Raw genomic sequence first — 23,545 nt, forward strand, 5'->3', positions numbered from 1 at the left:
CATAAATCATTACATTAAAATTTCATGAAAGGATATTGCTGTTGAAGTTTCGTGATTTTAGCTTGGAGTTTTACTAAGAAATCTTGATGTTTTATTGAATTTGGATTGAACGGTTTGTGTGCGAGTCCTTTTTGAATGGTTTCTATTTCTGCCATTGTCATTTCACTTTCGCGCGCTATCCAACCTGCTTTAAATTTCTCCCAAATGTAATTAATGGCTGTATTATTGGGATGAATCATATCTTCCGCATAGAAACGATAATCACGCAATTCGTCCATCATAATTTCATAAGAAGGGAAATAATGAATTTGATGTCGGACATCCACAAATTGATGAATTCCTGCCAATAAATGTGCTTTACTTTGTTGATTTTCTACAAAACCATCTTTTAAATGTCGTACTGGTGAAACCGTAAAAATGGTTGTTATTCTCGGATTGACACTTTTTAGCAAAGCGATACAATTTTCTACACTTGCCGAAACTTCTTCTACAGACAATAATTCTTTAAGAAATTTCTTTTGTGGCACTTTATGGCAATTTGCAACAATTGCATCTGTCTCAATATATCGATACGTCCACGCCGTTCCTAAAGTGATAATAATATGTGATGCTATTTGTAATGTTTTATAGGTTTCCTTTACTGCGGTATTTAAACTTGCTAACAAAATCTCTTTATCGGAATTACTTAATGCTGAATGCGCTTCAAAACAATGCCAACGTTCATTTATGTAGAAAAGATCATCAGTTGTAAATTCTTCTTGATTGATCGCTTTTATTAATAAATTTTCAATTGCATTTGGATGAAATAGAATTCCAAATGGATTTTGAAACGTGTCAAATTTGTAATATGACAACTTTTCCCCAATATGTTCAGAAAAACAAGAACCTAGCAAACATATTTTTTTAGTATGTATTATTGGATGATACAATTCTTTTTTAAACGAAATATTGGTTTGTAATATCATACAGTATTATTTTTCCTTTTTTTTACAAATAACATGATGTCCCTATTAGAACTTCTAACATAGGACTATTGCTCGTTTTTCAAAATTCTAAGTTACTTAAAAATTAAGAACCCAATAACATAACTTTAAAAGTGTGTTATTGGGTTTTGTATGCTTCTTTAGAATAGAATATTTAGCTTGTATTATTGCTTGCCTTCTTGTGCGCGTTTTGCAGTGTAATATGCTAAAATCAATCTATTTTTCATTCCTTGTGTAATTCCTGTCAATTCATTTGTATTATACGTAACGCCTCTTGCTTTTTCCATCCTTAAGATCGCATCACTTGTTGCTCTGTTAAAAACACCTCTTTCTGTAACCTCTTCTTTATCTAACAATTCAAGATAGATTAATTTATCCTGAAAATCAGCAACTTCTCCTGGTGTTGGTATCTTTAGCGTAAGCCATTGTCCTTTGTTCTTTCCTGGCATAGTGCACAATACTGAAACTTCTCTTGGAGTTTCTTTCTTTTTTGTCTCCTGTGCCAAAGCCGGTATAGAAAAAAGAAATGCTAAGATGATAATATAAACGTTTTTCATTTGTTTGTTTTATTAGATTATTTTGTCAAATGTAATTTACCAATTGTCATATCAGTTGTAATCAACTTATAATTAGTCTGGCTTATTTCATAAGGCTATTTATAAATTATTGTTACATTATTTCACATAGTCTTTTACACGCTCAATCGCTTTTGGAATTCCACCAGGGTTTTTCCCTCCAGCAGTTGCAAAAAACGGTTGTCCGCCGCCGCCGCCGTGGATAAGCTTCCCTAATTCACGAACCACTTTTCCTGCATCATATCCGCGTGCTGCTACTAAATCTTTCGAAATATAGCAGGTCAACATTACTTTGTTTTCGTTTGCTGTAGCGAAGAATAAAAATAAATTATCCATTTCACCACCAAGTTCAAACGCTAAGTTTTTGATTCCATTTTGATCTAAGTCCACTTTTTGTGCCAAAAAGTTAACACCATTGATTTCTTCTAGTTGATTTTTTAAATCTCCTTTTAAGTTTTTGGATTTATCTTTTAGTAAACTTTCAATTTCCTTACGCAATTTAGCATTGTCTTCTTTTAAATCAACAACTGCTTTTACAGCATCCTTCGGATTATTTAGAACATCTTTTATTTCGTAATACGCTCTGTTATTTTCAAAGTAAAATTCTTTGGTAGCGTCAAATGTAATCGCTTCAATTCTTCTAATTCCTGCAGCAACTGCACCTTCCGATTTTATTTTAAAATGCCATATATCTGCCGTGTTTTGCACATGTGTTCCTCCACATAATTCAATTGATTGTCCAAAACGAATAGAACGCACTGTATCACCGTATTTCTCACCAAATAAAGCCATTGCACCATCTGCCATTGCTTCTGCAACAGGTCTGTTTCGTTTTTCTTCTAGTGGAAGTTTGCCTTCTATTCTTGCGTTTACAAAGTTTTCCACATCGCGTAATTCTTCTACAGTCAATTTTGAAAAGTGAGAAAAGTCAAAACGTAAATATTTTGAATGTACTGCCGAACCTTTTTGCTCCACATGTGTTCCTAGTATTTCACGTAATGCTTGGTGTAATAAGTGTGTTGCTGTATGATTTGCAGCTGTACGTTCACGCTGTTTTTTATCAACAACAGCACGCAATGTTTCGTTTAAGTGTTTTGGTAAATTCTTTGTAATATGAATGATTAAGTTGTTTTCTTTTTTAGTATCTAAAATATATACAACATCACCATTTGGCACTTCTAAATATCCTTTATCTCCAACTTGTCCACCACCTTCTGGATAAAATGGCGTAAGGTTAAAAACTAATTGATACTGAACACCTTCTTTTTTGGTTTCAATTTTACGATAACGTGTTAATTTTACATCAACTTCTAAGGTATCATACCCTACGAATTCTTCGTCTTCATCTTCTAAAACAGTTACCCAATCATCTGCTTGAATTGCCGTTGCCTCACGACCTTTTCCTTTTTGTTCTTGTAGCAATTTTTCGAATTCTTCTTTGTTGTATGATAAATCGCGCTCACGCAGAATTAATTCTGTTAAGTCTTCTGGAAAACCATAGGTATCTTTCAATTCAAATACTTTTTTACCAGAAATCACCGTTCCATCTACATTTTCAATCACACGATCAAGCAAAATTAATCCCTGATCTAGTGTACGTAAGAATGATTGTTCTTCTTCTTTTATTACATTCTGGATTAGTTGTTTTTGCTCTTTCAATTCAGGAAATGCTTTCCCCATTTTTTTATCTAATACATCTACTAAACGATAAATAAACGGTTCCTTTTTGTTTAAGAATGTAAATCCATAACGAATTGCTCTACGCAAAATTCTACGAATTACATATCCAGCCGCATTGTTACTTGGCAACTGTCCGTCAGCAATAGAGAAAGATACAGCACGCACATGATCTGCGATCACACGAATAGCGACATCTATTTTATCATCATTTCCGTATTCTGTATTTGTAATGGCCTCAATTTCACGAATAATTGGCGTAAACACATCTGTATCGTAATTCGATTTTACATCTTGTAATACCATACATAAACGCTCAAACCCCATTCCTGTATCTACATGATTTGCAGGCAGTTTTTCTAGCGACTTGTCTGCTTTACGATTATATTGCATGAATACTAAATTCCAGATTTCCACTACTTGCGGATGATCCATATTTACTAAATCGGCACCTGGTGTTTTTGCTTTTTCTTCATCTGTACGAATATCTACGTGAATCTCAGAACAAGGTCCGCAAGGTCCTTGACTTCCCATTTCCCAGAAATTATCTTTCTTATTCCCCATCAAAATACGTTCTTCTGGAACAATTTCTTTCCATAAGTCATATGCTTCTTGATCGAGTTTTAAACCATCTTCATCACTTCCTTCAAAAACGGTAACATATAAAATGTCTTTATCTATTCCGTACACTTCTGTCAATAACTCCCATGCCCAAGCAATGGCTTCTTTCTTAAAGTAATCACCAAAACTCCAGTTTCCAAGCATTTCAAACATTGTATGATGATATGTATCATACCCAACTTCTTCTAAGTCATTATGTTTTCCACTCACACGCAAACATTTCTGCGTATCAGCGATACGATTGCTTTTTGGCGTTCCATTTCCTAAAAAATATTCTTTAAAAGGTGCCATTCCAGAGTTGATAAACATCAAAGTTGGGTCATTTTTCAAAACCATTGGCGCCGAAGGCACAATTTGATGTGTTTTAGATTTATAAAACTCTAAAAACTTAGCTCTAATATCCTGAGATTTCATGTGTTTATATATTATTGACTTTCAACGGTTACATGCTTTTCATTATTCATTATTTAGTTAACTAATGATACTTTTAACATGCTCGTTTCATGTATTTATACTCCTATATTTACTGTGTAAGATAATTCGTGAATCACTCATAAATTTATCTTAACCTACTTTAAAAAACTTAAAAACTGTAAAACAATAGCTATATTTGTTCGTTTTTCAGCTATTTTATGATCTAATTTCATAAATAATCTGTGCAAAAATAGTATAATTTAAGGAATGAGTAAGGTAAAATATTATTACGATTCAGAAACATTATCATATCGAAAGATTGAAAGCAAGCGTGGACGCAAAATCGGGTATGTAATTTTGTTCATTACATCTGTTGTTTTATGCTCTTTTTTACTGTTAACTGTTATGTTTAATACGACTTTAGAAACGCCAAAAGAGAAAGTATTACAACGTGAATTGGCTAACATGAAGTTTCAATATGATTTATTGAATAAAAAAGTAACACAAGCTGAAACTGTACTTGCGAATATAGAAGAAAGAGATAATAATATTTACAGATTATATTTTGAAGCGAATCCAATTCCGGAAGAACAACGAAAAGCAGGTTTTGGAGGAGTAAACAGATATGAAGCGTTGTACAATTATGAAAATTCAGACTTAATTGTTGAAACCACAAAACGCTTAGAAATTTTACAAAAACAATTGGTTGTTCAGTCTAAATCTTTAGATGAGATAGCTAAATTAGCTGAAGATAAAGAAGAGTTTCTAGCCTCTATTCCCGCTATTCAACCTGTTAACAACGAAGACTTAACACGTATGGCTTCTGGTTACGGATTTCGAAATGATCCGTTTACGAAAGCTCGAAAAATGCATTGGGGAATGGATTTTACAGCACCAAGAGGAACGCCAGTATATGCTTCTGGAGATGGTGTTGTGGTTCGCGCTGATAATTCGGCATCTGGTTTCGGAAAGCATATTCGAATTGATCATGGATATGGATATGTTTCATTATACGCACATTTAAGCAAGTATAATGTTCGAAAAGGAAAAAAAGTAAAGCGTGGTGATTTAATTGGTTTTGTTGGAAGTACAGGTCGATCGCAAGCACCACATTTACATTATGAAATTCGCAAGAATGGCGACAAAATAAATCCAATCAACTTCTACTACGGAAATTTATCTGCAAAGGAATTTGAAGAGTTGTTAAAAAATGCTGCTAAACAAAATCAATCGCTCGACTAATGCATATTGATTTACCCGAAAAACGATATTATAGTATTGGCGAAGTCGCCAAGGCATTTGACGTAAACGCTTCTTTGATTCGTTTTTGGGAAAAAGAATTTGACGTAATTCAGCCTAAAAAAAACGCAAAAGGGAATCGTAAATTTACTCCAGAAGACATCAAAAACTTAGAACTCATTTACCACTTGGTAAAAGAACGCGGCTTTACACTTGAAGGCGCAAAAGTTCATTTAAAAGAGGAAAAGAAGAAAACCCTTTCCAATTTTGAGATTATTCGTAAATTACAGCATATTAGAGCTGAACTTGTAAAAATCAAGGACAATCTGTAACGTTTGAACCAAAAATAACACTATACTAATACAATAAACCCGAATAATTATGAAGAAATGGTTAATCCCTTTAATCGTTATCGTACTTATTGGTGTTGCTTTCTATCAATGGTCAGTTAACATCAATAATACTGCTGTAGAATTAGAAGCAAATGCTAAAACTGCTTGGTCTAATGTTGAAAGTGAATATCAACGTAGAAACGATTTGATTGGCGACTTAGTAAAAATAGTAAAAGGAGCCGCTGACTTTGAACGTACAACACTTAGAGAAGTCATTGAAGCTAGAGCCAAAGCTACTGCAACAACAATAGATGTTGGCGATTTAACACCAGAAAACATGGCAAAGTTTCAACAAGCACAAGCTGGACTTTCAGGTGCTTTAAGTAGACTATTAGTTTCTGTAGAGCGATATCCTGAATTGAAAGCTAACGAGAATTTTTTAAAGTTTATGGACGAAAGAACCAGTACTGCAAACTCCATAAGAACAGCAAGAAATAGGTACAATGAAGCTGTAAATAAATATGATATTTACACTACACAATTTCCTAACAAACTTGTCGCAGGAATGTTTGGGTTTAAAGAAATGGCACGTTATAAAGCTGACCCAGGCTCTGAAAAGACACCTGATATTGATTTAGATTTTAACTAGATAACACATAACAAAAACATGTCTAAAGTAGAAGATTTCCTTTCTGTTCAAGAAGAGCAGGAAATCATAACTGCTATCAGAAAAGCAGAGCGAAGTACTTCTGGCGAAATCAGAATACATATCGAAACACATACAGATATTGATCATTTTGATCGCACGCTGGAAGTATTTCATTTGCTTAAAATGGACAATACACGATTGCAAAATGGTGTATTAATTTATGTTGCTGTTGATGACAAAGCATTTGTTATTTATGGTGATGAAGGTATTAACAAAGTTGTACCTCCTTATTTTTGGGATACAACTCGCGATGTTATACGCAACCACTTTTCGCAAGGAAACTTTAAACAAGGACTTATTGAAGGTGTTTTACAAGCTGGACGCGAATTAGAAAAGCATTTCCCTTGGGATGTTGACACGCATGAAGATGAACTACCAAACGAAATTTCTAGAGGCTAATGCATATCATTCCCAAAACATATATTAAATCATTACTCTTTATTTTAGGAATATTTTTCTTGAATGCTGCCCATGCGCAGTATAAAATTCCTGAGAAACCAAGTGATGAAGATCAAAAGTTTGTATATGATTATGCAAAACTACTTTCGAAAGGTGACAATTCTTTTTTAGAGTCTAAGCTAAATAGATATGCCGATAGTACTTCCACACAAGTAGTGATCGTTATTATTGAATCACTTAAAGGTGAAAGTATTGGTATGCTGACTCCTAAATGGGGACATAAATGGGGAATTGGGCAAGCGGAAGATGATAATGGCGTTATTATTCTTTTAGCAAAAAATGAACGTAAAATATGGATTTCCCCTGGTTATGGAGCTGAAAATAAACTAACTGCAGGAATTACAGGACAAATCGTTCGTAATAGAATTATCCCACATTTTAAACGCGGTGATTATGCAAGCGGTTTAAATGCTGGAATTAATAGTATTATTGAGGTGCTTAGTGGTGAATTTAAAAACACCCGAAAACGTACCAGACAGAGTAATAGCAATAGTGATGGAATTCCGGCTGGCGTTGTTATTTTCTTAATTATATTTTTTATAATTCTCATCTCTATTTTAGCCAATAATAAACGAAACGGCGGCGGTGGAAATCATGGTGGCGGACGCCATTCTACAGGAAGCGACTTACTCGATATTATTATTTTAAGTAACATGGGACGTGGCGGATTCGGTTCTGGAAGCAGTAGCAGAGGCAGTAGTCGTGGTGGTGGATTCGGTTCTGGAAGCAGTAGTCGTGGTGGTGGATTCGGCGGTGGCGGAAGCTTTGGAGGAGGCGGTTTCGGCGGCGGCGGATTTAGTGGTGGTGGTGCTGGTGGAAGCTGGTAGCTTCGACAAGCTCAGCTACCGTATTCAAAAGGCTCAGCTATCTTATATTCAACAGACTTTGCTTATTTCAACGATTTAAAATTCAATGATTTAAGTTTTTTTTATTAAAATTATCTTTTTAGTGTGAAATGCCCTGTAAATGCTCTTCCATCTTCTAATTGAACAGAAAACCAATAATCACTTGATGGCATTTTTGCACCTTTATTGGTTCCATTCCAAGCATCATCAGCATTTATTAATACTCTAAGAAGTTTCCCGAAACGATCGTAGATGTATACTTGTGTTTTTGATTGAAACATGTCTGATATTCCTTTGATTTGCCATGTATCATTTACACCATCATTGTTTGGTGTGAAAAATTTCGGGTATCCTATTACTGCGATTTCTTCGTTTACAATTCCACAATTATTTTTTACATCTTTTATATATACCGTATGAAAACCTGCTCCTACATTTTCAAATATATTTGATTCTTGATAGACTCCATTTGGATTATCTAATGCATATACATATTCACCTTCTCCAGAGACCAACACAGTTACTAGGTTTTCATCTGAAATGTCATCAACTTTAATCGTATTGATCGTTGCTACATCTGAAGGTTGTACCATAATTGTATTCGTTTTGGAACAACCGCCAATTTTTGTAACTGTTACAGTATAATTTCCAATTTGATTGACTTGAATTCCGGGTGTTGTTTCTCCTGTAGACCACAGAAATGTATATTCACTATAGTTACTAGTAATTCCGCTTTGTAATGTTATCAATTGTGGTGTATAGTTGACACAATAGTATACTGTATCCGAAGTTGGAATATTTGGCAAGTTAATTACATTTAACATCACTTCTCCGATTCCGTAACATTCTCCATTAAGTTCCACTCGCGCATAAATGGTTTGTGAATATGCTTCTGTATTAGAAAAATTTGTGCCTAACGGATTCGTCAACAATAGTGCATTTTGAAGTGTTTCATAATACGCCACAGTAGTTCCTGCTGGCAAGCCATTTAAGATTTGCCCGTCTGCCAATGATAAATCAAATATTGTTAGTCCGACTTCTTCTTCCGCATCGCAGGCATTTAGACTTGCATTGTTTATTGCATTCGAACTTACTGATAAGACGACTTCAGCTGTATGTACACAGCCAGAAACTAAATCGGTTACTTCGGCATATACCGTTTGCGGATTGGACAGATTTGTATACGCATTTGTTGTGATTTCTTGCGTAAGCGTACTATCTTCATAATAACGCACTTGACGTTCGGCTAAAATTCCTGCTGCAACTTCTTGCGCATATTCAAATAGATTGAAGACTGTTGCTCCTGTTGTTGATCCACATTGCACTATTGAGATGTCCTCTGTAGTTGGCAATCCGTAAATGGTTGCCGTAATTGGACTTCGAACACCACCAGTACATCCTGAAAATGCTGGCAATACCCAAAACGTAGTAGTTTCCGAAACCGTAACCGTATAACTTTCTCCATTGTGAATTGGTGTCGTTGCCGTTTCTGAATCGAACCATAAAATAGTATCTGCATTGGTATCCACATTTAAAACAATTGTATCTTCATCACAACTTGCGCCTTCTGTCAATGTTGATTTTGGTGTTTCAATTCGTGTACTTGCAGATAGATTAATCATTGGTTCACCTGGCATTCCTCCATATTCTATAATGTATCCTTGCGGATGATATGGATTGTTTGGATCCATTGAACCTGCATTTGGCAAATCGTTCCAAGAACCTAACAATCCTATACTTGGATCTGTAATATGCGCATAATGTTCTTCTCCAAAGTTGTTTGGCTCACCTGAATTCCAAAAGGTATATGAACCGTTTTGCGCCGTTCCATTGACTTGCCCTATCCAAAACACCGTACCAGCTTCAGGTCCTGTCACCCATTGCCAAGTTCCTTCCTGATTTACATCTGAAGCGCCAATCCAACCTGTTCCAGAACTTTGCGAACCTGCCAATTCAGCTTCCTCTTCCGTTGTCAGTGTTGCTAGATATCCCTGTAATCCAAAATAGGTTTGTGATTCGGCAGCTGCGCGTGCTTCCGTCCATGTGATTCCTGTGCTTTGCACATAAAAGTAGTAGTGTCCTGTAGATGGCAAATAGTTGGCATCTCCTAGATTTATAGAAAAGAATTTATCTTCCGTAAAGATTGTTTGTGTTGTTTCAAAAACAACAGCTTCTATTGCAGCTTCATATTCTGCAAATGTTGCTGGTCCAACAAGTGCTAATCTTCCTAGAGCTGGTGTCCAAAAAGCATTTATATTTGGATGTATTCCTGTGAGTGATAATTGATCTTGTCCATTAGTGTATCCTTCTGAAATTTGAATATATATAACTGGCAGTGTTGTATCCGCAGGATCTGGGTCAGTGATGGAAACACTTGTAACAATACTCATTGGCATATTTCCACAATATTGCTGATCGCCTTGCGCTGTAATTGTTGGCGGTGTGTTTTGCGCATGCAAAATCATGGTAGTTAATAGCAAAAAGCATGTTAATATTGATTGAGAAAAACTGCGCATGTTAGTCTTAGTATAACTCTAAAAATAGCTATTTTTTCCTAGCATAACAGCTTACTAGTCATTTTTTAACAACTACAACGTTGTAGTTGTTAAAAATTTGTTCGCACGATCTTTTCTGGGTAGATTTTCTTGATTTCTTCCTGAGCAATTTCTGTTAACTCGTTAAATAAAAGTTGATGTTTTTTCATTGCCAATTCATCTCGAAATCCGCTAATGACTTTAGCTATTTGTTGTTTGATCGCTCCAAGAAATTGTTTGGATATATTGTATTCTACTTTTAAAGCGATTAAAGTATTCGAAGTGTTTTTTCGTACATATTTTTTTACTTCTTCAAGCAATTCTCCAAAAGAAACCGTTGTATTTTTTATTATAATTTCATCTTGTGTTTTGATGTGGATTTTTAAGGCATTTTGTAAAGTTTCTTCGCTTAGCTCAATGTTTTCATTAGGTTTTTTTAAACTTTTACTCCCATTAACTTCTAAAAAATTTAGAATTAATAATCTGTAATATATATGATCAAAACTTTCAGGAGTGAGGATTTTTGCCACTTTTGAAGTTACATCTTGTACATTGTTTGCTGTTTTTATTTCCTTTAAAATTTTATCGAGCTGATTCATTTTAGAGCTTTCGTATCCTTCTTGCTTTTCTAAAACAGCTGAACACTCTCTGAATGTATCCATATCAAAATTACCAGCACTCAGTTGTCCCAACATAAAGTTCATGAAACCTAATTTTGAATATTTAATACTTGTGTATCTTCCACTATTTTTTAGAAAATATATGTAGTTTTCACCGCTGGTTCCTTTAAACACATTTGCTTCTGACAGCATTTTTTCTGCTTGCTGTACATATTCACGGAGTGCTTTTCCTTCATCTTTAAAATTACTATCGTAACATTTCATGTATGCATCTTCAAAACTCACATTGTTTGATTGTGCTGAAAGTATTGAAATTGAGCCAAGAAAAATAATGAATAACTGTATTAATTTCATGAGCATTTTGTTTTTCTTTATTTAATAATATCTATAATCTTAACTGGAAACTCTCTATCTATCCATACTTTTTGATCAAATTTCAATTCATTGTATACTGAATTATACTTTTTTATTGATAATTGATCTCTGAGCTCCCAATACACTTTATTTACCTCATCTTCTACTTTTATATAAAATTTTAATAACACACTTTTAGATATTTTAAAAGCAATAATCTTTGCATTTATATCCGTTTGCAAGTATGTTTTAACACTTCCATTCAATTGCTGAAGAGTCATTTTTTTGTTCTTTATGAGAATCACATCTTCTTCTGTTAATTCTATTATCAATGCAGTTTCCATTTCTTTAGCTGAAGGTTTTTTATTTAAATCAACCTCTTCCACTGTTGGTTTTACATGGTATGCTTCTATAAATGTAAAAGCTATCAATTTGTAGTAATCATGAGTAAAGTCTTCAGCTGTGAATCTTTTTAAAATTTCATCTTGTATTTCAGCAATACTCATTGTCACTTTGTTTTCTCTAATAGATTTGATGAAATTCGTATTCTCATTCATACGAGATTCTGTGAACCCTTTTGAATTACGCAGTGCTTTTACACATGGTTCAAATTTACTTTTATCGAATTCATTAGTTCCAATCATAAATTTTATAATATAATCTTGAATTCCTAAACTTTTAACATCGGAGCTCTCGATTTTTTTTAAATTCCGAAAGAAGTTTAGATAACTTTCACCTGAACTATCTCTTAGTAATTTATTTTCAATTAGTGTAGTTTCTGCATTTTGAATAATATTTTTAAACTTAGCGCCATTGTCTCTAAAAGCATTGTAAAAACAATTCAATGCAGCGGTTTCTTTTTCAAAATTTCCTGTTTGCCCAAAAATATTCATTGAACCACATAAAAGCAGTACACATATAAGTTGCTGAAATATTGTTTTCATCATTTTTTATCTTGAGTTTACTTCAATTGCTTCTTTATAAAACTCAGCAGCTTATTTTCATAGTTTTTTCCGCCTTTAGCGTATACATCAAAATGTCCTGCATCTTTTACTAATACAAATTCTTTTTCGGCGGAAGCCAAATTTTCATAAAGTTGTTCTCCGTAGGTGTAGTGTATATTTTCATCATTATCTCCATGCCCAATAAAAATCGGTTGCTGAATATTTGCTACTGAAATTACAGGTTTTACTTCATCAGGAATAAAGTTCGCAATTTTGCCTGCTTCCTGCAATGCAGCATCCGTAATGAAACGCACACCAATGCCTTTACATATCTTTTTTTGATAATCGTATACAGTTTGATTTAATTCTGTAAATGTACTTTCTATAACACCAAATTCAATGCGTTTGTCATGTTCTAAAGCTTGAATTGCAATAGCGCCACCAAGTGAGTTTCCCCAGATTCCAACCGAAAGTTTTGGGTTTTTCTGTTTTATGAAATCTACAATTTTAGAAATATCTTTTTTCTCATAGAAACCATATGTACAGTATTTTCCACCGCTTTCACCATGCGCTCTTCCGTCAAATACAATTGAAGCGATTCCTTTGTTGGCTAAGTTTCCTGCGAGTCCTAAAAAATGTTCTTTACAACCGCCAATTCCATGAAGGAGAATCATGATTCCTTTAGTTTCTGTAGTGTTCGATTTTACCCAATAGCCTTTTAATTGAATACTATCTTCTACTTGTATCGCGAGCGTTTCACTTTCTAAATTGAGCGATTTTGGTGTTATAGCCAAGTTGATTCGTTGCGGCTGTATAATAGCATACGGAGCTATATGAATAGCAAGCACATAACTTGCAATTCCTACGAAAATTAAAAGTCCTAACAGTAGATATAGCAACTTTTTTTTCATGCTATTTACGAATCAAACGTTTTCTGTACATGCTAATTTTGTCCTTTTGGCGGATTGCTTTGCTTTTTGTTTGCAGTATTAAATTTGTCAATTAATGAAAATGTAAGGTATTTGTAAAAGTCGTGATCAAAATCTTTTGCTTCAAAAATTAAAAGTAATTTTTCTGTTATAGCAGTTATTTTAGGGTTGCTACTTCCTGAAGAAGATAGTTGTATCAATTTGCTGAGTTTTGAACCTTCAAAGTTTTCCGATTTCATCATTACCTGCATACAAGTCATGTTTTCTTTTACTTTTACTTTGTCGCTCATTCCTTCAATTACATGATCACTTACACCTAAACTTGAAATGCGTCCGTCCACTGCTTTTTCTATATTTTTAAATAATGCTATGTAACTTTCGCCACTTGTATCTTTTAAAAGCTTTGCTGCTACTAGTTTTTGTTCGGCGTTTTTGATGAGCTCTTTTAATTCAGCTCCATCATCTTCAAATATTCCATACATACAGTTCATGTATGTAGCTTCTAATTCATAGTTTTTATCTTGTCCAAAACTTACACATGAAGTGAATAAGATAATGGCGCATATGATCGGCTTTAGCATTTTATTCATGATTATTTTCTGTTTGACGATTGTTTTCAGCAATTAGTTACATTTTGTTTTCAATATACAAACTCTATTCCATAAAAAAAGCTTTTGAGAATATTCAAAAGCTTTTTTGTATTTGTTAGTTTTTATTTTGTCTAGAAAAATTCCATTCCGCCACTTTTTTTGCCACCTACTTTACTGATTTTATAGGTAAACCCTAACATAAAGTAACGTTGCAATACGGTACTTTGCGAATCTTGAATGTAATCAGCAGTTACCGATCTACGTGTGTTTATATTTTGATTTAATAAATCGTATGCCGTTAGTTTGATGGTTCCTTTTTCTTTTAAGATTTTGATTCCTAAACTCATATTCCAAAATAATGCACTTCGTTCAAAACCTGGCGCTACATTGGTTCGATATGTATAACGTAAATCGTTTCCAAAGACAATGTTTTTTGGCCAAAATGTAGTTGTTTTTAACCCTACATTATGTGTTTGAAATGTTTCATCATTAAAGTTATCCAAGCTGTACTTTGTTGAGTTTAATGATACAGAATATCTCGGTTCTATTTCTAATAATTCTTTGTAATTGTAATTAACACTTGCTCTTGGTGTTAATGCATTTCGTTTTGTTGAAAATTTCACACCATTACTAAAGTTAAATTCTTTATTGTAATTATTATATATTCCAACTCTAAAACGCACTGAAGAACTATCGCGTTTTATTGTTTTATTATATGAAAAGCCTCCGCTTCCTCTTAATACTCCATCAACATTTGTGTAAGTTGTCGTTCTAATTCTGTTTTCATCTGTAACAGATATTGGTACAATTCTATCATTTGTTAGTCCTCCCGAAACCCATAAGAAGAATCCACTTTTACTTTTGAAATCATAGTTGTTATAATTTGCATATAAACGATGATTGAATTCACGATTTAGACTTGGGTTACCAACCGTAATGTTTAGCGGATTACTTACATCTGCAACAGGCTGTAATTGTCGTGCACTTGGTGCTTGCGTGTTCGTATTATAGTTTAACGAAACACTTGTTCCTTGTTTGATACGATAACGAATGTAACTATTAATATTGATATCTGTAAAATTTGATGTTACTTCCGTATTTTGGATGAATTCTTCATTTTTCAATTCAGAGATACGCACACCAGTATTCAAACTTAAATACAGTTTTTCAGTTTCGTAGTTGATTCCAATTTTTGGTAAATGTGTTTGAAAGTTTACTTTTAAATCTGAACTCAACGTTTCATTAAAATCATCATATTGATTTGTTGTATTATCAAAATCAAACACTTTTTTATCATTGCGTTCACGTCTATTACTGAAACTATATCCTACATCTATGAAGAGTTTTTCTTTTAACGGAATTCTATATTCAATATCTGCCGTAAGTGTTCTTTCTTTTGAATCAATATCAGTTAATTGGTCTCTTGTTTCGAGTGATGGAGTTGTTCCAAATATTTCGTTCGTTGTATTTAAAAAGTTCTCAGAAGTATTGTTAATTATTCCATTATTTATATTAAAACTTAAGTATGAACCTTTACTTCCAAACTTTTTGATAATGTCTATATCACTTCCAAAATTACGACGTTCAGAATCTGTTCTGTTACGTGAATCACCTCTGTTTAAAATCGTTCCAGCATCGTCTAATGATTCTTCATTTCGTGATGAAAAGTTTTCTCCTTCTGTAAATCTAAAACTTGGCGCTACTACTACTTTAAATGTAGAATCAATTTCAAATTGCAATTCTGCAGTTGCTCTATGACTATCATTTAAGTTTGTAGATGTACTTCTTGAGTTTGTAAAGAAACTTCCGTCTGGCAAAATGTTTTCACGCTCTACTCTACTTTCGTTTTCCGAATCGGCTCGTGAGAAGAAGTAATCTGCTATAATTTCCGTTTTATCTTTATATTCATCGACAAAACTTGCACCTACATTTGAAGATGTTGTAATTCCTTGTCCGCCACCAAAGCTTAATCCGCCAACAGAAAATGAGCCATTTCTACTCCAAGAAATTCCGCCACCTGCATTCCCCATCATATCATAGATTTCATCAAAACTAAACCCTGAACTGTTGATGTTATTTTTACTTGCTAATACGCTTACTCGTTGTTTATCATTAAAATAGTTTCCTATTCCACTCATTGCATAGCGTTCATCCGTTCCACCACTAATAGTACCACGTCCAAAGAACCCTTTGTTTTGGTCTTCTTTGAGTTCTATGTTTATCGTTTGTTCTTCTGAAGTCCCTTGTTTTCCGGTAAATTCTTCAGATTCACTTTTTGTAGTCGTTACTTGAATTTTATCAACGATTTCTTTCGTTAAGTTCTTCGTTGCAATATTTGGATCATTCCCAAAGAATGGCTTTCCGTTTACTAAAATTTTGTTTACTTCTTTACCATTTACCGTAATTTTTCCGTCACTATCCACCTCAACACCTGGTAATTTTTTAATTAAATCTTCTACTGTTGCATCTGGTCTAGCTTTAAAAGAATCTGCATTAAATTCCAGGGTATCTTTTTTTACCGTAATTGGTGCACGCACAGCTACCAATTGTACAGCGTCTAACTCGTTTGAAGCTGGCTCCATAATAATATCTGGTAATTCAATTACTGATTTATCCAACGTAATTTTTTGCTTGTACGTTTGAAATCCATTAAACGTTATAAACAAGTTCACTTCTTTGAGTTTGGTCCGTGTACCCAATTCAAACATTCCTTTTTTATCACTAATTGTATATGTGATTAATGTAGTGTCTTTGATGGATTCTAAATATACCGTTGCAGATTCTAACGGTGTTTTTGTAGTGTTGTCAATAATTTTTCCTTTGACTTCGTATTCCTGTGCAGCAATTTGTCCAGAAAATAAACTGATCATAATAACCAGTAGCGTAATAAATGGTTTATTCATTTTAATTTTTTGATTGATGGTAATCGGTTTGTCCCACAAACAAACAGAAAAAAAGGTTATTTATTATTAAAATAATCTTAAAAATATTTTTTAAATCTTAAAATATAGGAATACATCAAAGCTAAGCTTACATTTTAACGTTTTTGCAAGTATTTTATGTCATTGAATTTTTATTTTTTAAATTAAAGTTCGTATTTACACATCGCTGATTTACTTTTTTAATTTGATTTTCTTTATTGATTACTTTTGTTTGTCAGCTATACGTTTTAATTCCTACTTTACTTATGATAAAATATGTCCTTTTAGTTTGTTCTTATTTTTTATTTTCTTCATTTCTGTATGCACAAGAAAACATTATACAAACGGACAGTTTAGCTCAGTTTTCTTATGAAAAATTGAATAATCAATATGATTTTCATAAGAATACAAATCCAATCATTGCAAAAGTATATTTAGACCAAATGCTTTTGAAAGCAACAACTTTAGAGCAACGCGTAACTTCACTTTTATTGGCTTGTAGGCATGAAACTTTCTATGGAACATCAGCAAAGGCATTTTCACATGTTGATGCAGCAATTTTAATGTTACAGACTCAAAAAAACGCAACACTATTAGGGAAAGCATATGAACGAAAAGGGTTTGTTTTTTATCATAGAAAGATAGCATATGATACTGCATTAGAATTCTATTCGAAAGCACTGAAACTTGCAACAGAAACGAATGACCAATTATTGATGATTACTGTAGAACATAAAATTGCAGCCTTGTATTTTATGATTGATAATAAAAAAGTTGCTTTACAAAAGTATCGTGCTTTATACCACAAAGCCTATGATAAAAAAGAGATTCCATATGCTATAAAGATTCTTTTCCTGAAGAGTTTGAGCAATGTGTATTTAAAAAAATACACCATAGACTCTACCGCAACAAAATTTTTAGATTCTTCAAATTTTTTTTCTGAGAAAGCATTAAAGCTCGCTTTCGCAGAACAGAATAAAAAAGATATTGCGTATTTAACCAATTTGCTAGGAATTGCTTCTTTTACAAATAAAGCATATGATGAAGCCTTGACTCATCTCGCGAAAGCGGAAACAATAGCCACCGAAATAGGTTTGAAAGAACGTTTGAAATCTGTTTATCATTATAAAGGAATCGTATTTTTAGCCAAACAACAATCGGATTCGGCTATTTATTATTTTCAAAAGAACGCTGTCCATTTAGCAGATACTACAAAGTTGTTTCTGTATCCAAACACTTATTCTCTTTTGTCAGAGAGTTATAAACAACAAAACAATTTGAAAGAGGCATTGCATTATTCTCAACTTGCTATTGAATATACAACAAATACATATTCTAAAAGAGCTGAATTGCAATATACGTTAGATACTAAATACGACATTCCAAAGTTGAAAGAGAAGTCGAAACAGCTACAGCAAGCATTACTACAAACATCGTATACAAAGAATATTTGGACAGTTTTAGCATTGTTTTTAGTGGTTATTTTAATCGGTAGTTTTTTGTTTTTTAGAAGAAGAGAGCGTATAAATAGAACTAATTTTGAAAAAACAGTAGCAAACTTATCAAAAGTAGAAAAAGTAATCTCAATTCCTAAAAATTCGGCAAGTACTCATGTTTCAGAAGCGCAAACTGAAAGTATTTTGAAAGCATTGACTCAGTTTGAGCAAAGTGTTTTGTTTGTAAATCCTGATTGTACTTTGTCTTTTTTAGCACAAGAATTAAATACAAACACAACGTATCTTTCTAAAATCATAAATACACATAAAAAACAAAGTTACACTGAGTATTTAGTAAATTTACGTATTTCGTATGCATTGAAACGATTGAAAAATGAAAAACGTTTTAGAGCATATTCTATTGCTTCTATTGCTGAAGAATGTGGCTTTAAGAGTGCAAAATCATTCTCTAGAGCTTTTAAAAAGCATACTGAAATTTACCCTTCATATTACATTAAAAACATAGAAGCAAAAATGTTATCAGTGTAAATTATTTGTGGTCAATTTATAAATGGGCACTAGTACTTTTTATACCATGAAGGTTTTACTAATACATTTGAGAACACATTTGAAAACATTAATTTTATGAAAAGAAAACTCGTATTGAAGAAACGTTTAATTTCTAATTTGAATAGTTTTAAAATTGCTGGTGGAACTGGCGGAAACTCTTTGGATGATGAAACAAACCAACAACCTACAACGCAGTGCACCCCTAACCCTACGCAAAATCAGAATACCTGTGTTTATACAGATTGTCATGATACTTGTAGCATAGATCCTATGCGATGTATGGTAGATCCGCCTACACATCCATAATTTTTTTATGATGAAAGGCAATTCCATTGTCGCTATTATTTAACGACAATGGAATTATTTATAAATTATGGTCCCATTGGTTCACACATACCATTGAAACATGATTCTGCACAGCTTACTGCTGTTGGACAATTGTTATTTGTTGGACATGTTACCGTACAATTAGCTGCTGATGGACAATTTGCCACACTTAGGCATACAAATATTAGTGATGTATCACAATCAACTGCTGCAGTGAAGACTGTTCCTCCTTTTAGCTGTGAAGCGTTAAAGTTGGATACTGTACTTTTGGTCAATAAAAGTTTTGCTTTAAGATTTCTCTTTTTCATGGTTATAAATTTAATGTTATATACTTTGAACTTCGTTTATGCAGTCAAAGTTTCTGCATTTAAACGCAAATGATTCTGAACGAATTTAGCTATTCAGCGTCCACTATAAAAGAAAAAGGTGCGCCCATTTATAAATGGGCACTACAAACATATCTTTAAAACCTTATGATACATTACATTTGAATGAATCGTATAAAAACATTCTATATCATGAAGAAAAAACTTGTATTGAAGAAAACTTTAATTTCCAGTATGAATACTCAAAAAATATTAGGTGGAACTGACCGCGGAAATTCTTTAGAAGATGAAACCAACACAGATGCGACATACATTAATTGTCTTGAAACTGAACAACTTAATTGCAGTGCAGATCCAAGAAAATGCATGGTAGATCCACCAACGCATCCTTAATTTTTTCATATTAATAAACAATTCCATTGCCGCTATAGTTTAACAACAATGGAATAAATTATAGTCTCATTGACTCTAATATACTATTGAAACATGATTCTGCATAGTTTACTAGTTTTCATTTTCATAGATAGAAACGGTTCCACTATCTTCATATGAAATGATAAGCAATGCATTTCCTGTTGGACTATCTTCTGCTTTGATTGCTAATAAACCTTCAGGTGCATAATCTGTATCACGTTGTAAAAATTGTAAAAACTGTGGCGCAACTGGGTTTGTAATGTCGTATACCATTACCTGACTGTTACGCTCTAACCCTACAAATAAGATGTAACGTTGGTTAGCTATGTTTAAGATTTCTACAGATTCAGGTTCAGCTCCTTTGTCATCACTTCTCTTGTCTGTTTCATTGTCTTCCCAATCCCAATTGAAACGATTTGGTGTATCTGCTAATACACGTGTTGCAATTTCGTTTCCACTATCATATAGTAAGTTTCCATCAGCAGACCAAACACTGAATGAACGCGCTCCATAATTGTAAAGTTTATCATAATCGCCATCATTATCTGTATCACCTAAATCTAAAGCAATTTTTAATCGTCCAATATTTTCATTGGCTTGATAGTCTTCTGCTACAGGAAAAGCAATTTCATCCAATGTAATATCTTTCACACGATCTTCTCCAACATATCCCGGAGTTCCTTCGTATTCTCTTGAATCGCCTTCATTTGCAGAAAAGATATATTCTATTCCATTGATATTTACAGAAGTGATTGCGTCAGGCTGATACATTCCGTATACAGGCCAATTTTTGAGTTCATTTACACCATCTTTATCACTTGCATCGATAGCATTTCCCGAAACACTATAATCTTTATATCCTAATGGATAGATAGCTTCAATTGTTTTCGTTAATAAGTTAATCTTGGCAATTCCATTGTTTTCTTGTAATGAAACCCACGCATATTGTGAATCTTCTGAAACTGTAATATATTCTGGCTCTACATCCGCAGCCAAGTTTGCATTTGGTCCAAAAACTCTAAAACCTTGACTTTCTAATGTTGCTTCTTGCGAATTGAACGCTGCGAAGTTTAAGGTAGTTACGTTATTATTTACGACATCTATAATACTAACTGTTCCATCTGGATCTACCGTATAATCGTCATTTGGTTCTCCTTCATTTGCTGACAGAATAAAGTTTCCGTCTTTTGTGAATGTTACCATATCTGGTAATGCACCTACTGTATATTCATTTGCTAAAGAAGCATCTGCTGTATTGTATACATATATTTTCCCCGAAGCTTGTTTGTTTGCAGCCTCTACTGCAATTGCGAGTTTTCCGTTGTGAACAGCAACACTATTTGGCGCTCCAAAACCACTTACATCAATAGGCGTTTTTTGAATTGGCAATGTAATGTCTGAAATATCATAGATTGATATTTGATCAGCTTCTGTATTTACGGTAAAAATTTGATTTGTTATTGGGTCAAATGCAGAGATTTCTGCTGAACCTTCTCCACCTACATTGATTGTATTTTTGAATTGAAAGTTTACAGAAGTATCTACAGATGTGGTTGAATTTTGACTATCGTCATCATTTTCACAACTTTGAAAAGCAACGATTGTCATTGCTATAAGAAGTGATTGTTTTAAGATTTTCATTGTGTTGATTTATGTTTATTTCAACAAAGATGAATCTCGTATTTTATTGGAATGTTAGTGAATTATGATAGAATTATGTAGCTTTTGATAATTTAATGTAAAGTTTTACTTCGCAGTTAACGCAAACGTAATGATATCTTTTCGTTTAGTTTCAATAGTAGCTTCCATAGCTGTCAATTGTGTATATACAGCTATCGCTGGAAAGTCTTTAAAATTGTACACTAGCCAATCTTTAGTTTTGTCTGTATTACGTAGTTTTGAGGATGTCGTTTTCGTTTCTGGAAATTCTAAATTTACAATAACAAGCATATTTTCATATGCTTCAATTTTTGTCATTAAGTTATTTCCTTTTTCAGTATATCCATTTGAACCTTTTATGAAGAGGATTTCATTTTTATGCGCATCCATTTCTTCATAATTATCACTCTTAGCTATATAATCCTTTTTTAAATTCTGGATATATTCGAGTAAGTCTTTTGCTACTCTCTCGTATTGTTGTATAATTTCCGGATACGTATCAGCAGTAGCTTCAAATTGCCTTTCTTTTTCTTGTTCTAACGAAGTATTTGTATTTTTAAACTCTTCTTCCATTGTAGAAAAATCGTCCAATATCGTATTCATTCTCACATCTGCAATCAATAACATCAATCCTAATAATAGAAGACTGACAATAAATACAGTTATGAGAAATACCTTTTTAGACATTTATTTTTTCCTAAAGTATACCGTTACAGGTACACCGTTAAAGTCAAACTGTTCACGGAGTTTGTTTTCTACAAATCGTTTATATGGATCACGTACATATTGCGGCAAGTTGGCAAAGAAGGCAAATTGCGGATATCCTGTTGGTAATTGCGTACAGAATTTAATTTTCACATATTTTCCTTTGTGTGCTGGCGGTGGCGTACGTTCGATAATATCTAACATAACGTCATTCAGCTTGCTTGTCGGAATTCTGTTTGATCTGTTTTTGTATACTTGAACTGCCGTTTCAATAGCTTTGTAGATACGTTGCTTTGTTAAGGCAGAAATAAATACAATTGGCACGTCTGTAAAAGGTTCTATTTGTTGACGAATGTGTTTTTCAAATTCTTTTACTGTAGATGTTTCCTTTTCTACTAAATCCCACTTATTCACTAAGATAACAACTCCTTTGTTGTTCTTTTCTGCTAGCCAAAAGATATTTTGTACTTGCGAATCAAATCCACGTGTGGCATCTACCACTAACAAACATACATCACTGTGTTCAATAGCACGAATAGAACGCATTACTGAGTAAAATTCTAAGTCCTCTTTTACTTTTGCTTTTCTACGAATCCCTGCGGTATCCACTAAATTGAATTCAAATCCAAAACGATTGTAACGTGTATCAATTGAATCACGTGTAGTTCCAGCAATGTCAGTTACAATGTATCGATCTTCTCCAATTAAAGCATTGATTAAAGATGATTTTCCTGCGTTTGGTCGTCCAACAACTGCAAAACGTGGTAGTTTTTCTTCTTCCTCTTCTTCAACATCATCAGGTAATGCTTCTACCAAAGCATCTAATAAATCACCTGTTCCACTTCCATTGATACTTGCTATTGGGAAATATTCGCCTAAACCTAAGGAATAAAATTCCGTAGCATCGTGTAAACGATTTGCAGCATCTACTTTGTTTACTACTAAAAAGACAGGCTTGTTAACTCTACGAAGTAGGTTTGCTACTTCTTCGTCCATTCCTGTAATTCCAGATTCAACATCTACTACAAAAAGAATCGCATCTGCTTCATCAATAGCCAATTCTACTTGTTTGTCAATTTCAGCTTCAAAAACATCGTCACTTCCTATGACATATCCACCTGTATCGATTAATGAAAATTCTTTTCCATTCCAGTCTGATTTCCCGTAATGTCTATCTCTTGTTACACCACTCACAGCATCAACAATGGCTTCTCTACGTTTGATCATTCGATTAAACAAGGTCGATTTTCCAACATTTGGACGTCCAACTATGGCTACTATATTACTCATTTCGTTCTTTTTGTGCCTGCAAAGGTACGTTTTCTGTTGATGAGTAAAAAGTAATTTTAAGTAAGTCTTTCG

General features: G+C 33.4%; 21 protein-coding genes. 8 read left to right on the top strand and 13 right to left on the bottom strand.

All coding sequences use genetic code 11. The features are described 5' to 3' along the window. Positions 1-14: 14 nt before the first annotated feature. From Q0828_RS21915 to alaS, 3 genes are all read right to left on the bottom strand, one after another. Complete coding sequence (locus tag Q0828_RS21915; RefSeq protein ID WP_298426644.1) at positions 15-965, bottom strand: GSCFA domain-containing protein; 951 nt, start codon at positions 963-965, stop codon at positions 15-17. Between the two features lie 182 nt (positions 966-1,147). Beyond that, the gene (locus Q0828_RS21920) at positions 1,148-1,540 is read right to left on the bottom strand and encodes a hypothetical protein (protein ID WP_298426646.1); all 393 of its coding nucleotides are present in this window, start codon (positions 1,538-1,540) and stop codon (positions 1,148-1,150) included. A 117-nt stretch (positions 1,541-1,657) separates the two neighbouring features. Next, positions 1,658-4,270: an alanine--tRNA ligase gene (gene alaS / locus Q0828_RS21925; protein ID WP_298426649.1), complete on the bottom strand. Its 2,613-nt coding sequence runs from the start codon at positions 4,268-4,270 to the stop codon at positions 1,658-1,660. Positions 4,271-4,537: 267 nt separating this feature from the next. On the opposite strand from alaS, the gene Q0828_RS21930 reads away from it, so the two are divergent. From Q0828_RS21930 to Q0828_RS21950, 5 genes are read left to right on the top strand one after another with little or no spacing between them, the layout of a single operon-like run. Beyond that, positions 4,538-5,512, top strand: coding sequence for a M23 family metallopeptidase (locus tag Q0828_RS21930; protein ID WP_298426652.1), 975 nt, complete (start codon positions 4,538-4,540; stop codon positions 5,510-5,512). Further along, a complete protein-coding gene (locus tag Q0828_RS21935; RefSeq protein ID WP_298426655.1) occupies positions 5,512-5,841 on the top strand; it encodes a MerR family transcriptional regulator in 330 nt (109 codons plus the stop codon). Before Q0828_RS21930 ends, Q0828_RS21935 begins: the two co-directional genes overlap by 1 nt. A gap of 49 nt (positions 5,842-5,890) precedes the next feature. Continuing rightward, positions 5,891-6,490: a LemA family protein gene (locus Q0828_RS21940; protein WP_298426658.1), complete on the top strand. Its 600-nt coding sequence runs from the start codon at positions 5,891-5,893 to the stop codon at positions 6,488-6,490. A gap of 18 nt (positions 6,491-6,508) precedes the next feature. Then, complete coding sequence (locus tag Q0828_RS21945; protein ID WP_298426661.1) at positions 6,509-6,949, top strand: TPM domain-containing protein; 441 nt, start codon at positions 6,509-6,511, stop codon at positions 6,947-6,949. Continuing rightward, the gene (locus Q0828_RS21950) at positions 6,949-7,836 is read left to right on the top strand and encodes a YgcG family protein (protein WP_298426664.1); all 888 of its coding nucleotides are present in this window, start codon (positions 6,949-6,951) and stop codon (positions 7,834-7,836) included. Before Q0828_RS21945 ends, Q0828_RS21950 begins: the two co-directional genes overlap by 1 nt. A gap of 110 nt (positions 7,837-7,946) precedes the next feature. Here Q0828_RS21950 and Q0828_RS21955 read toward each other — a convergent pair whose 3' ends face one another. The 6 genes from Q0828_RS21955 to Q0828_RS21980 form a co-directional block, all read right to left on the bottom strand. Further along, positions 7,947-10,334 carry a T9SS type B sorting domain-containing protein gene (locus Q0828_RS21955; protein ID WP_298426667.1) on the bottom strand — a complete coding sequence of 796 codons (2,388 nt, stop codon included), beginning with the start codon at positions 10,332-10,334 and terminating at the stop codon, positions 7,947-7,949. A 125-nt stretch (positions 10,335-10,459) separates the two neighbouring features. After that, positions 10,460-11,362 (bottom strand): hypothetical protein, encoded by a 903-nt coding sequence (locus Q0828_RS21960; RefSeq protein WP_298426670.1) that lies wholly within the window; start codon positions 11,360-11,362, stop codon positions 10,460-10,462. Positions 11,363-11,379: 17 nt separating this feature from the next. Beyond that, complete coding sequence (locus Q0828_RS21965; RefSeq protein ID WP_298426673.1) at positions 11,380-12,306, bottom strand: hypothetical protein; 927 nt, start codon at positions 12,304-12,306, stop codon at positions 11,380-11,382. 17 nt (positions 12,307-12,323) lie between these two features. Continuing rightward, the gene (locus tag Q0828_RS21970; protein WP_298426675.1) at positions 12,324-13,217 is read right to left on the bottom strand and encodes an alpha/beta fold hydrolase; all 894 of its coding nucleotides are present in this window, start codon (positions 13,215-13,217) and stop codon (positions 12,324-12,326) included. Positions 13,218-13,249: 32 nt separating this feature from the next. After that, positions 13,250-13,825 (bottom strand): hypothetical protein, encoded by a 576-nt coding sequence (locus Q0828_RS21975; RefSeq protein ID WP_298426678.1) that lies wholly within the window; start codon positions 13,823-13,825, stop codon positions 13,250-13,252. Between the two features lie 131 nt (positions 13,826-13,956). Further along, positions 13,957-16,728: an outer membrane beta-barrel protein gene (locus Q0828_RS21980; protein WP_298426681.1), complete on the bottom strand. Its 2,772-nt coding sequence runs from the start codon at positions 16,726-16,728 to the stop codon at positions 13,957-13,959. A 395-nt stretch (positions 16,729-17,123) separates the two neighbouring features. On the opposite strand from Q0828_RS21980, the gene Q0828_RS21985 reads away from it, so the two are divergent. Together Q0828_RS21985 and Q0828_RS21990 are read left to right on the top strand one after the other, a co-directional pair. Then, positions 17,124-18,731: a helix-turn-helix transcriptional regulator gene (locus Q0828_RS21985; RefSeq protein WP_298426684.1), complete on the top strand. Its 1,608-nt coding sequence runs from the start codon at positions 17,124-17,126 to the stop codon at positions 18,729-18,731. A 96-nt stretch (positions 18,732-18,827) separates the two neighbouring features. Further along, positions 18,828-19,058 carry a hypothetical protein gene (locus Q0828_RS21990; protein WP_298426688.1) on the top strand — a complete coding sequence of 77 codons (231 nt, stop codon included), beginning with the start codon at positions 18,828-18,830 and terminating at the stop codon, positions 19,056-19,058. Between the two features lie 65 nt (positions 19,059-19,123). Here Q0828_RS21990 and Q0828_RS21995 read toward each other — a convergent pair whose 3' ends face one another. Continuing rightward, the gene (locus Q0828_RS21995) at positions 19,124-19,387 is read right to left on the bottom strand and encodes a hypothetical protein (protein ID WP_298426691.1); all 264 of its coding nucleotides are present in this window, start codon (positions 19,385-19,387) and stop codon (positions 19,124-19,126) included. Positions 19,388-19,570: 183 nt separating this feature from the next. Here Q0828_RS21995 and Q0828_RS22000 point away from each other — a divergent pair, with 183 nt between their 5' ends. After that, positions 19,571-19,798, top strand: a complete 228-nt coding sequence (locus tag Q0828_RS22000; protein WP_298426694.1) for a hypothetical protein — start codon at positions 19,571-19,573, stop codon at positions 19,796-19,798. 111 nt (positions 19,799-19,909) lie between these two features. Here the strand turns inward: Q0828_RS22000 and Q0828_RS22005 are convergent, their stop codons facing one another. The 3 genes from Q0828_RS22005 to der form a co-directional block, all read right to left on the bottom strand. Then, positions 19,910-21,460, bottom strand: coding sequence for a choice-of-anchor I family protein (locus Q0828_RS22005; protein WP_298426696.1), 1,551 nt, complete (start codon positions 21,458-21,460; stop codon positions 19,910-19,912). Positions 21,461-21,565: 105 nt separating this feature from the next. Further along, entirely contained in the window at positions 21,566-22,165 is a 600-nt protein-coding gene (locus tag Q0828_RS22010; RefSeq protein ID WP_298426699.1) for a hypothetical protein, read from the bottom strand. Continuing rightward, a complete protein-coding gene (gene der / locus Q0828_RS22015; RefSeq protein ID WP_298426702.1) occupies positions 22,166-23,473 on the bottom strand; it encodes a ribosome biogenesis GTPase Der in 1,308 nt (435 codons plus the stop codon). It lies immediately after the preceding gene. Between the last annotated feature and the right edge of the window lie 72 nt (positions 23,474-23,545).

The organism is uncultured Kordia sp. (assembly GCF_947496985.1).
Taxonomy (GTDB): Bacteria; Bacteroidota; Bacteroidia; order Flavobacteriales; family Flavobacteriaceae; genus Kordia.

Bases quoted from the DNA above. Each gene is read 5' to 3' on its own strand.
- Q0828_RS21975 (WP_298426678.1), bottom strand. From the start codon at position 13,825: ATGAATAAAATGCTAAAGCCGATCATATGCGCCATTATCTTATTCACT.
- Q0828_RS21970 (WP_298426675.1), bottom strand. From the start codon at position 13,217: ATGAAAAAAAAGTTGCTATATCTACTGTTAGGACTTTTAATTTTCGTA.
- Q0828_RS22000 (WP_298426694.1), top strand. From the start codon at position 19,571: ATGAATCGTATAAAAACATTCTATATCATGAAGAAAAAACTTGTATTG.
- Q0828_RS21930 (WP_298426652.1), top strand. From the start codon at position 4,538: ATGAGTAAGGTAAAATATTATTACGATTCAGAAACATTATCATATCGA.
- Q0828_RS21940 (WP_298426658.1), top strand. From the start codon at position 5,891: ATGAAGAAATGGTTAATCCCTTTAATCGTTATCGTACTTATTGGTGTT.
- Q0828_RS21965 (WP_298426673.1), bottom strand. From the start codon at position 12,306: ATGAAAACAATATTTCAGCAACTTATATGTGTACTGCTTTTATGTGGT.
- Q0828_RS21950 (WP_298426664.1), top strand. From the start codon at position 6,949: ATGCATATCATTCCCAAAACATATATTAAATCATTACTCTTTATTTTA.
- Q0828_RS22005 (WP_298426696.1), bottom strand. From the start codon at position 21,460: ATGAAAATCTTAAAACAATCACTTCTTATAGCAATGACAATCGTTGCT.
- Q0828_RS21920 (WP_298426646.1), bottom strand. From the start codon at position 1,540: ATGAAAAACGTTTATATTATCATCTTAGCATTTCTTTTTTCTATACCG.
- Q0828_RS21915 (WP_298426644.1), bottom strand. From the start codon at position 965: ATGATATTACAAACCAATATTTCGTTTAAAAAAGAATTGTATCATCCA.
- alaS (WP_298426649.1), bottom strand. From the start codon at position 4,270: ATGAAATCTCAGGATATTAGAGCTAAGTTTTTAGAGTTTTATAAATCT.
- Q0828_RS21980 (WP_298426681.1), bottom strand. From the start codon at position 16,728: ATGAATAAACCATTTATTACGCTACTGGTTATTATGATCAGTTTATTT.
- Q0828_RS22010 (WP_298426699.1), bottom strand. From the start codon at position 22,165: ATGTCTAAAAAGGTATTTCTCATAACTGTATTTATTGTCAGTCTTCTA.
- Q0828_RS21945 (WP_298426661.1), top strand. From the start codon at position 6,509: ATGTCTAAAGTAGAAGATTTCCTTTCTGTTCAAGAAGAGCAGGAAATC.
- Q0828_RS21935 (WP_298426655.1), top strand. From the start codon at position 5,512: ATGCATATTGATTTACCCGAAAAACGATATTATAGTATTGGCGAAGTC.
- Q0828_RS21990 (WP_298426688.1), top strand. From the start codon at position 18,828: ATGAAAAGAAAACTCGTATTGAAGAAACGTTTAATTTCTAATTTGAAT.
- der (WP_298426702.1), bottom strand. From the start codon at position 23,473: ATGAGTAATATAGTAGCCATAGTTGGACGTCCAAATGTTGGAAAATCG.
- Q0828_RS21960 (WP_298426670.1), bottom strand. From the start codon at position 11,362: ATGAAATTAATACAGTTATTCATTATTTTTCTTGGCTCAATTTCAATA.
- Q0828_RS21995 (WP_298426691.1), bottom strand. From the start codon at position 19,387: ATGAAAAAGAGAAATCTTAAAGCAAAACTTTTATTGACCAAAAGTACA.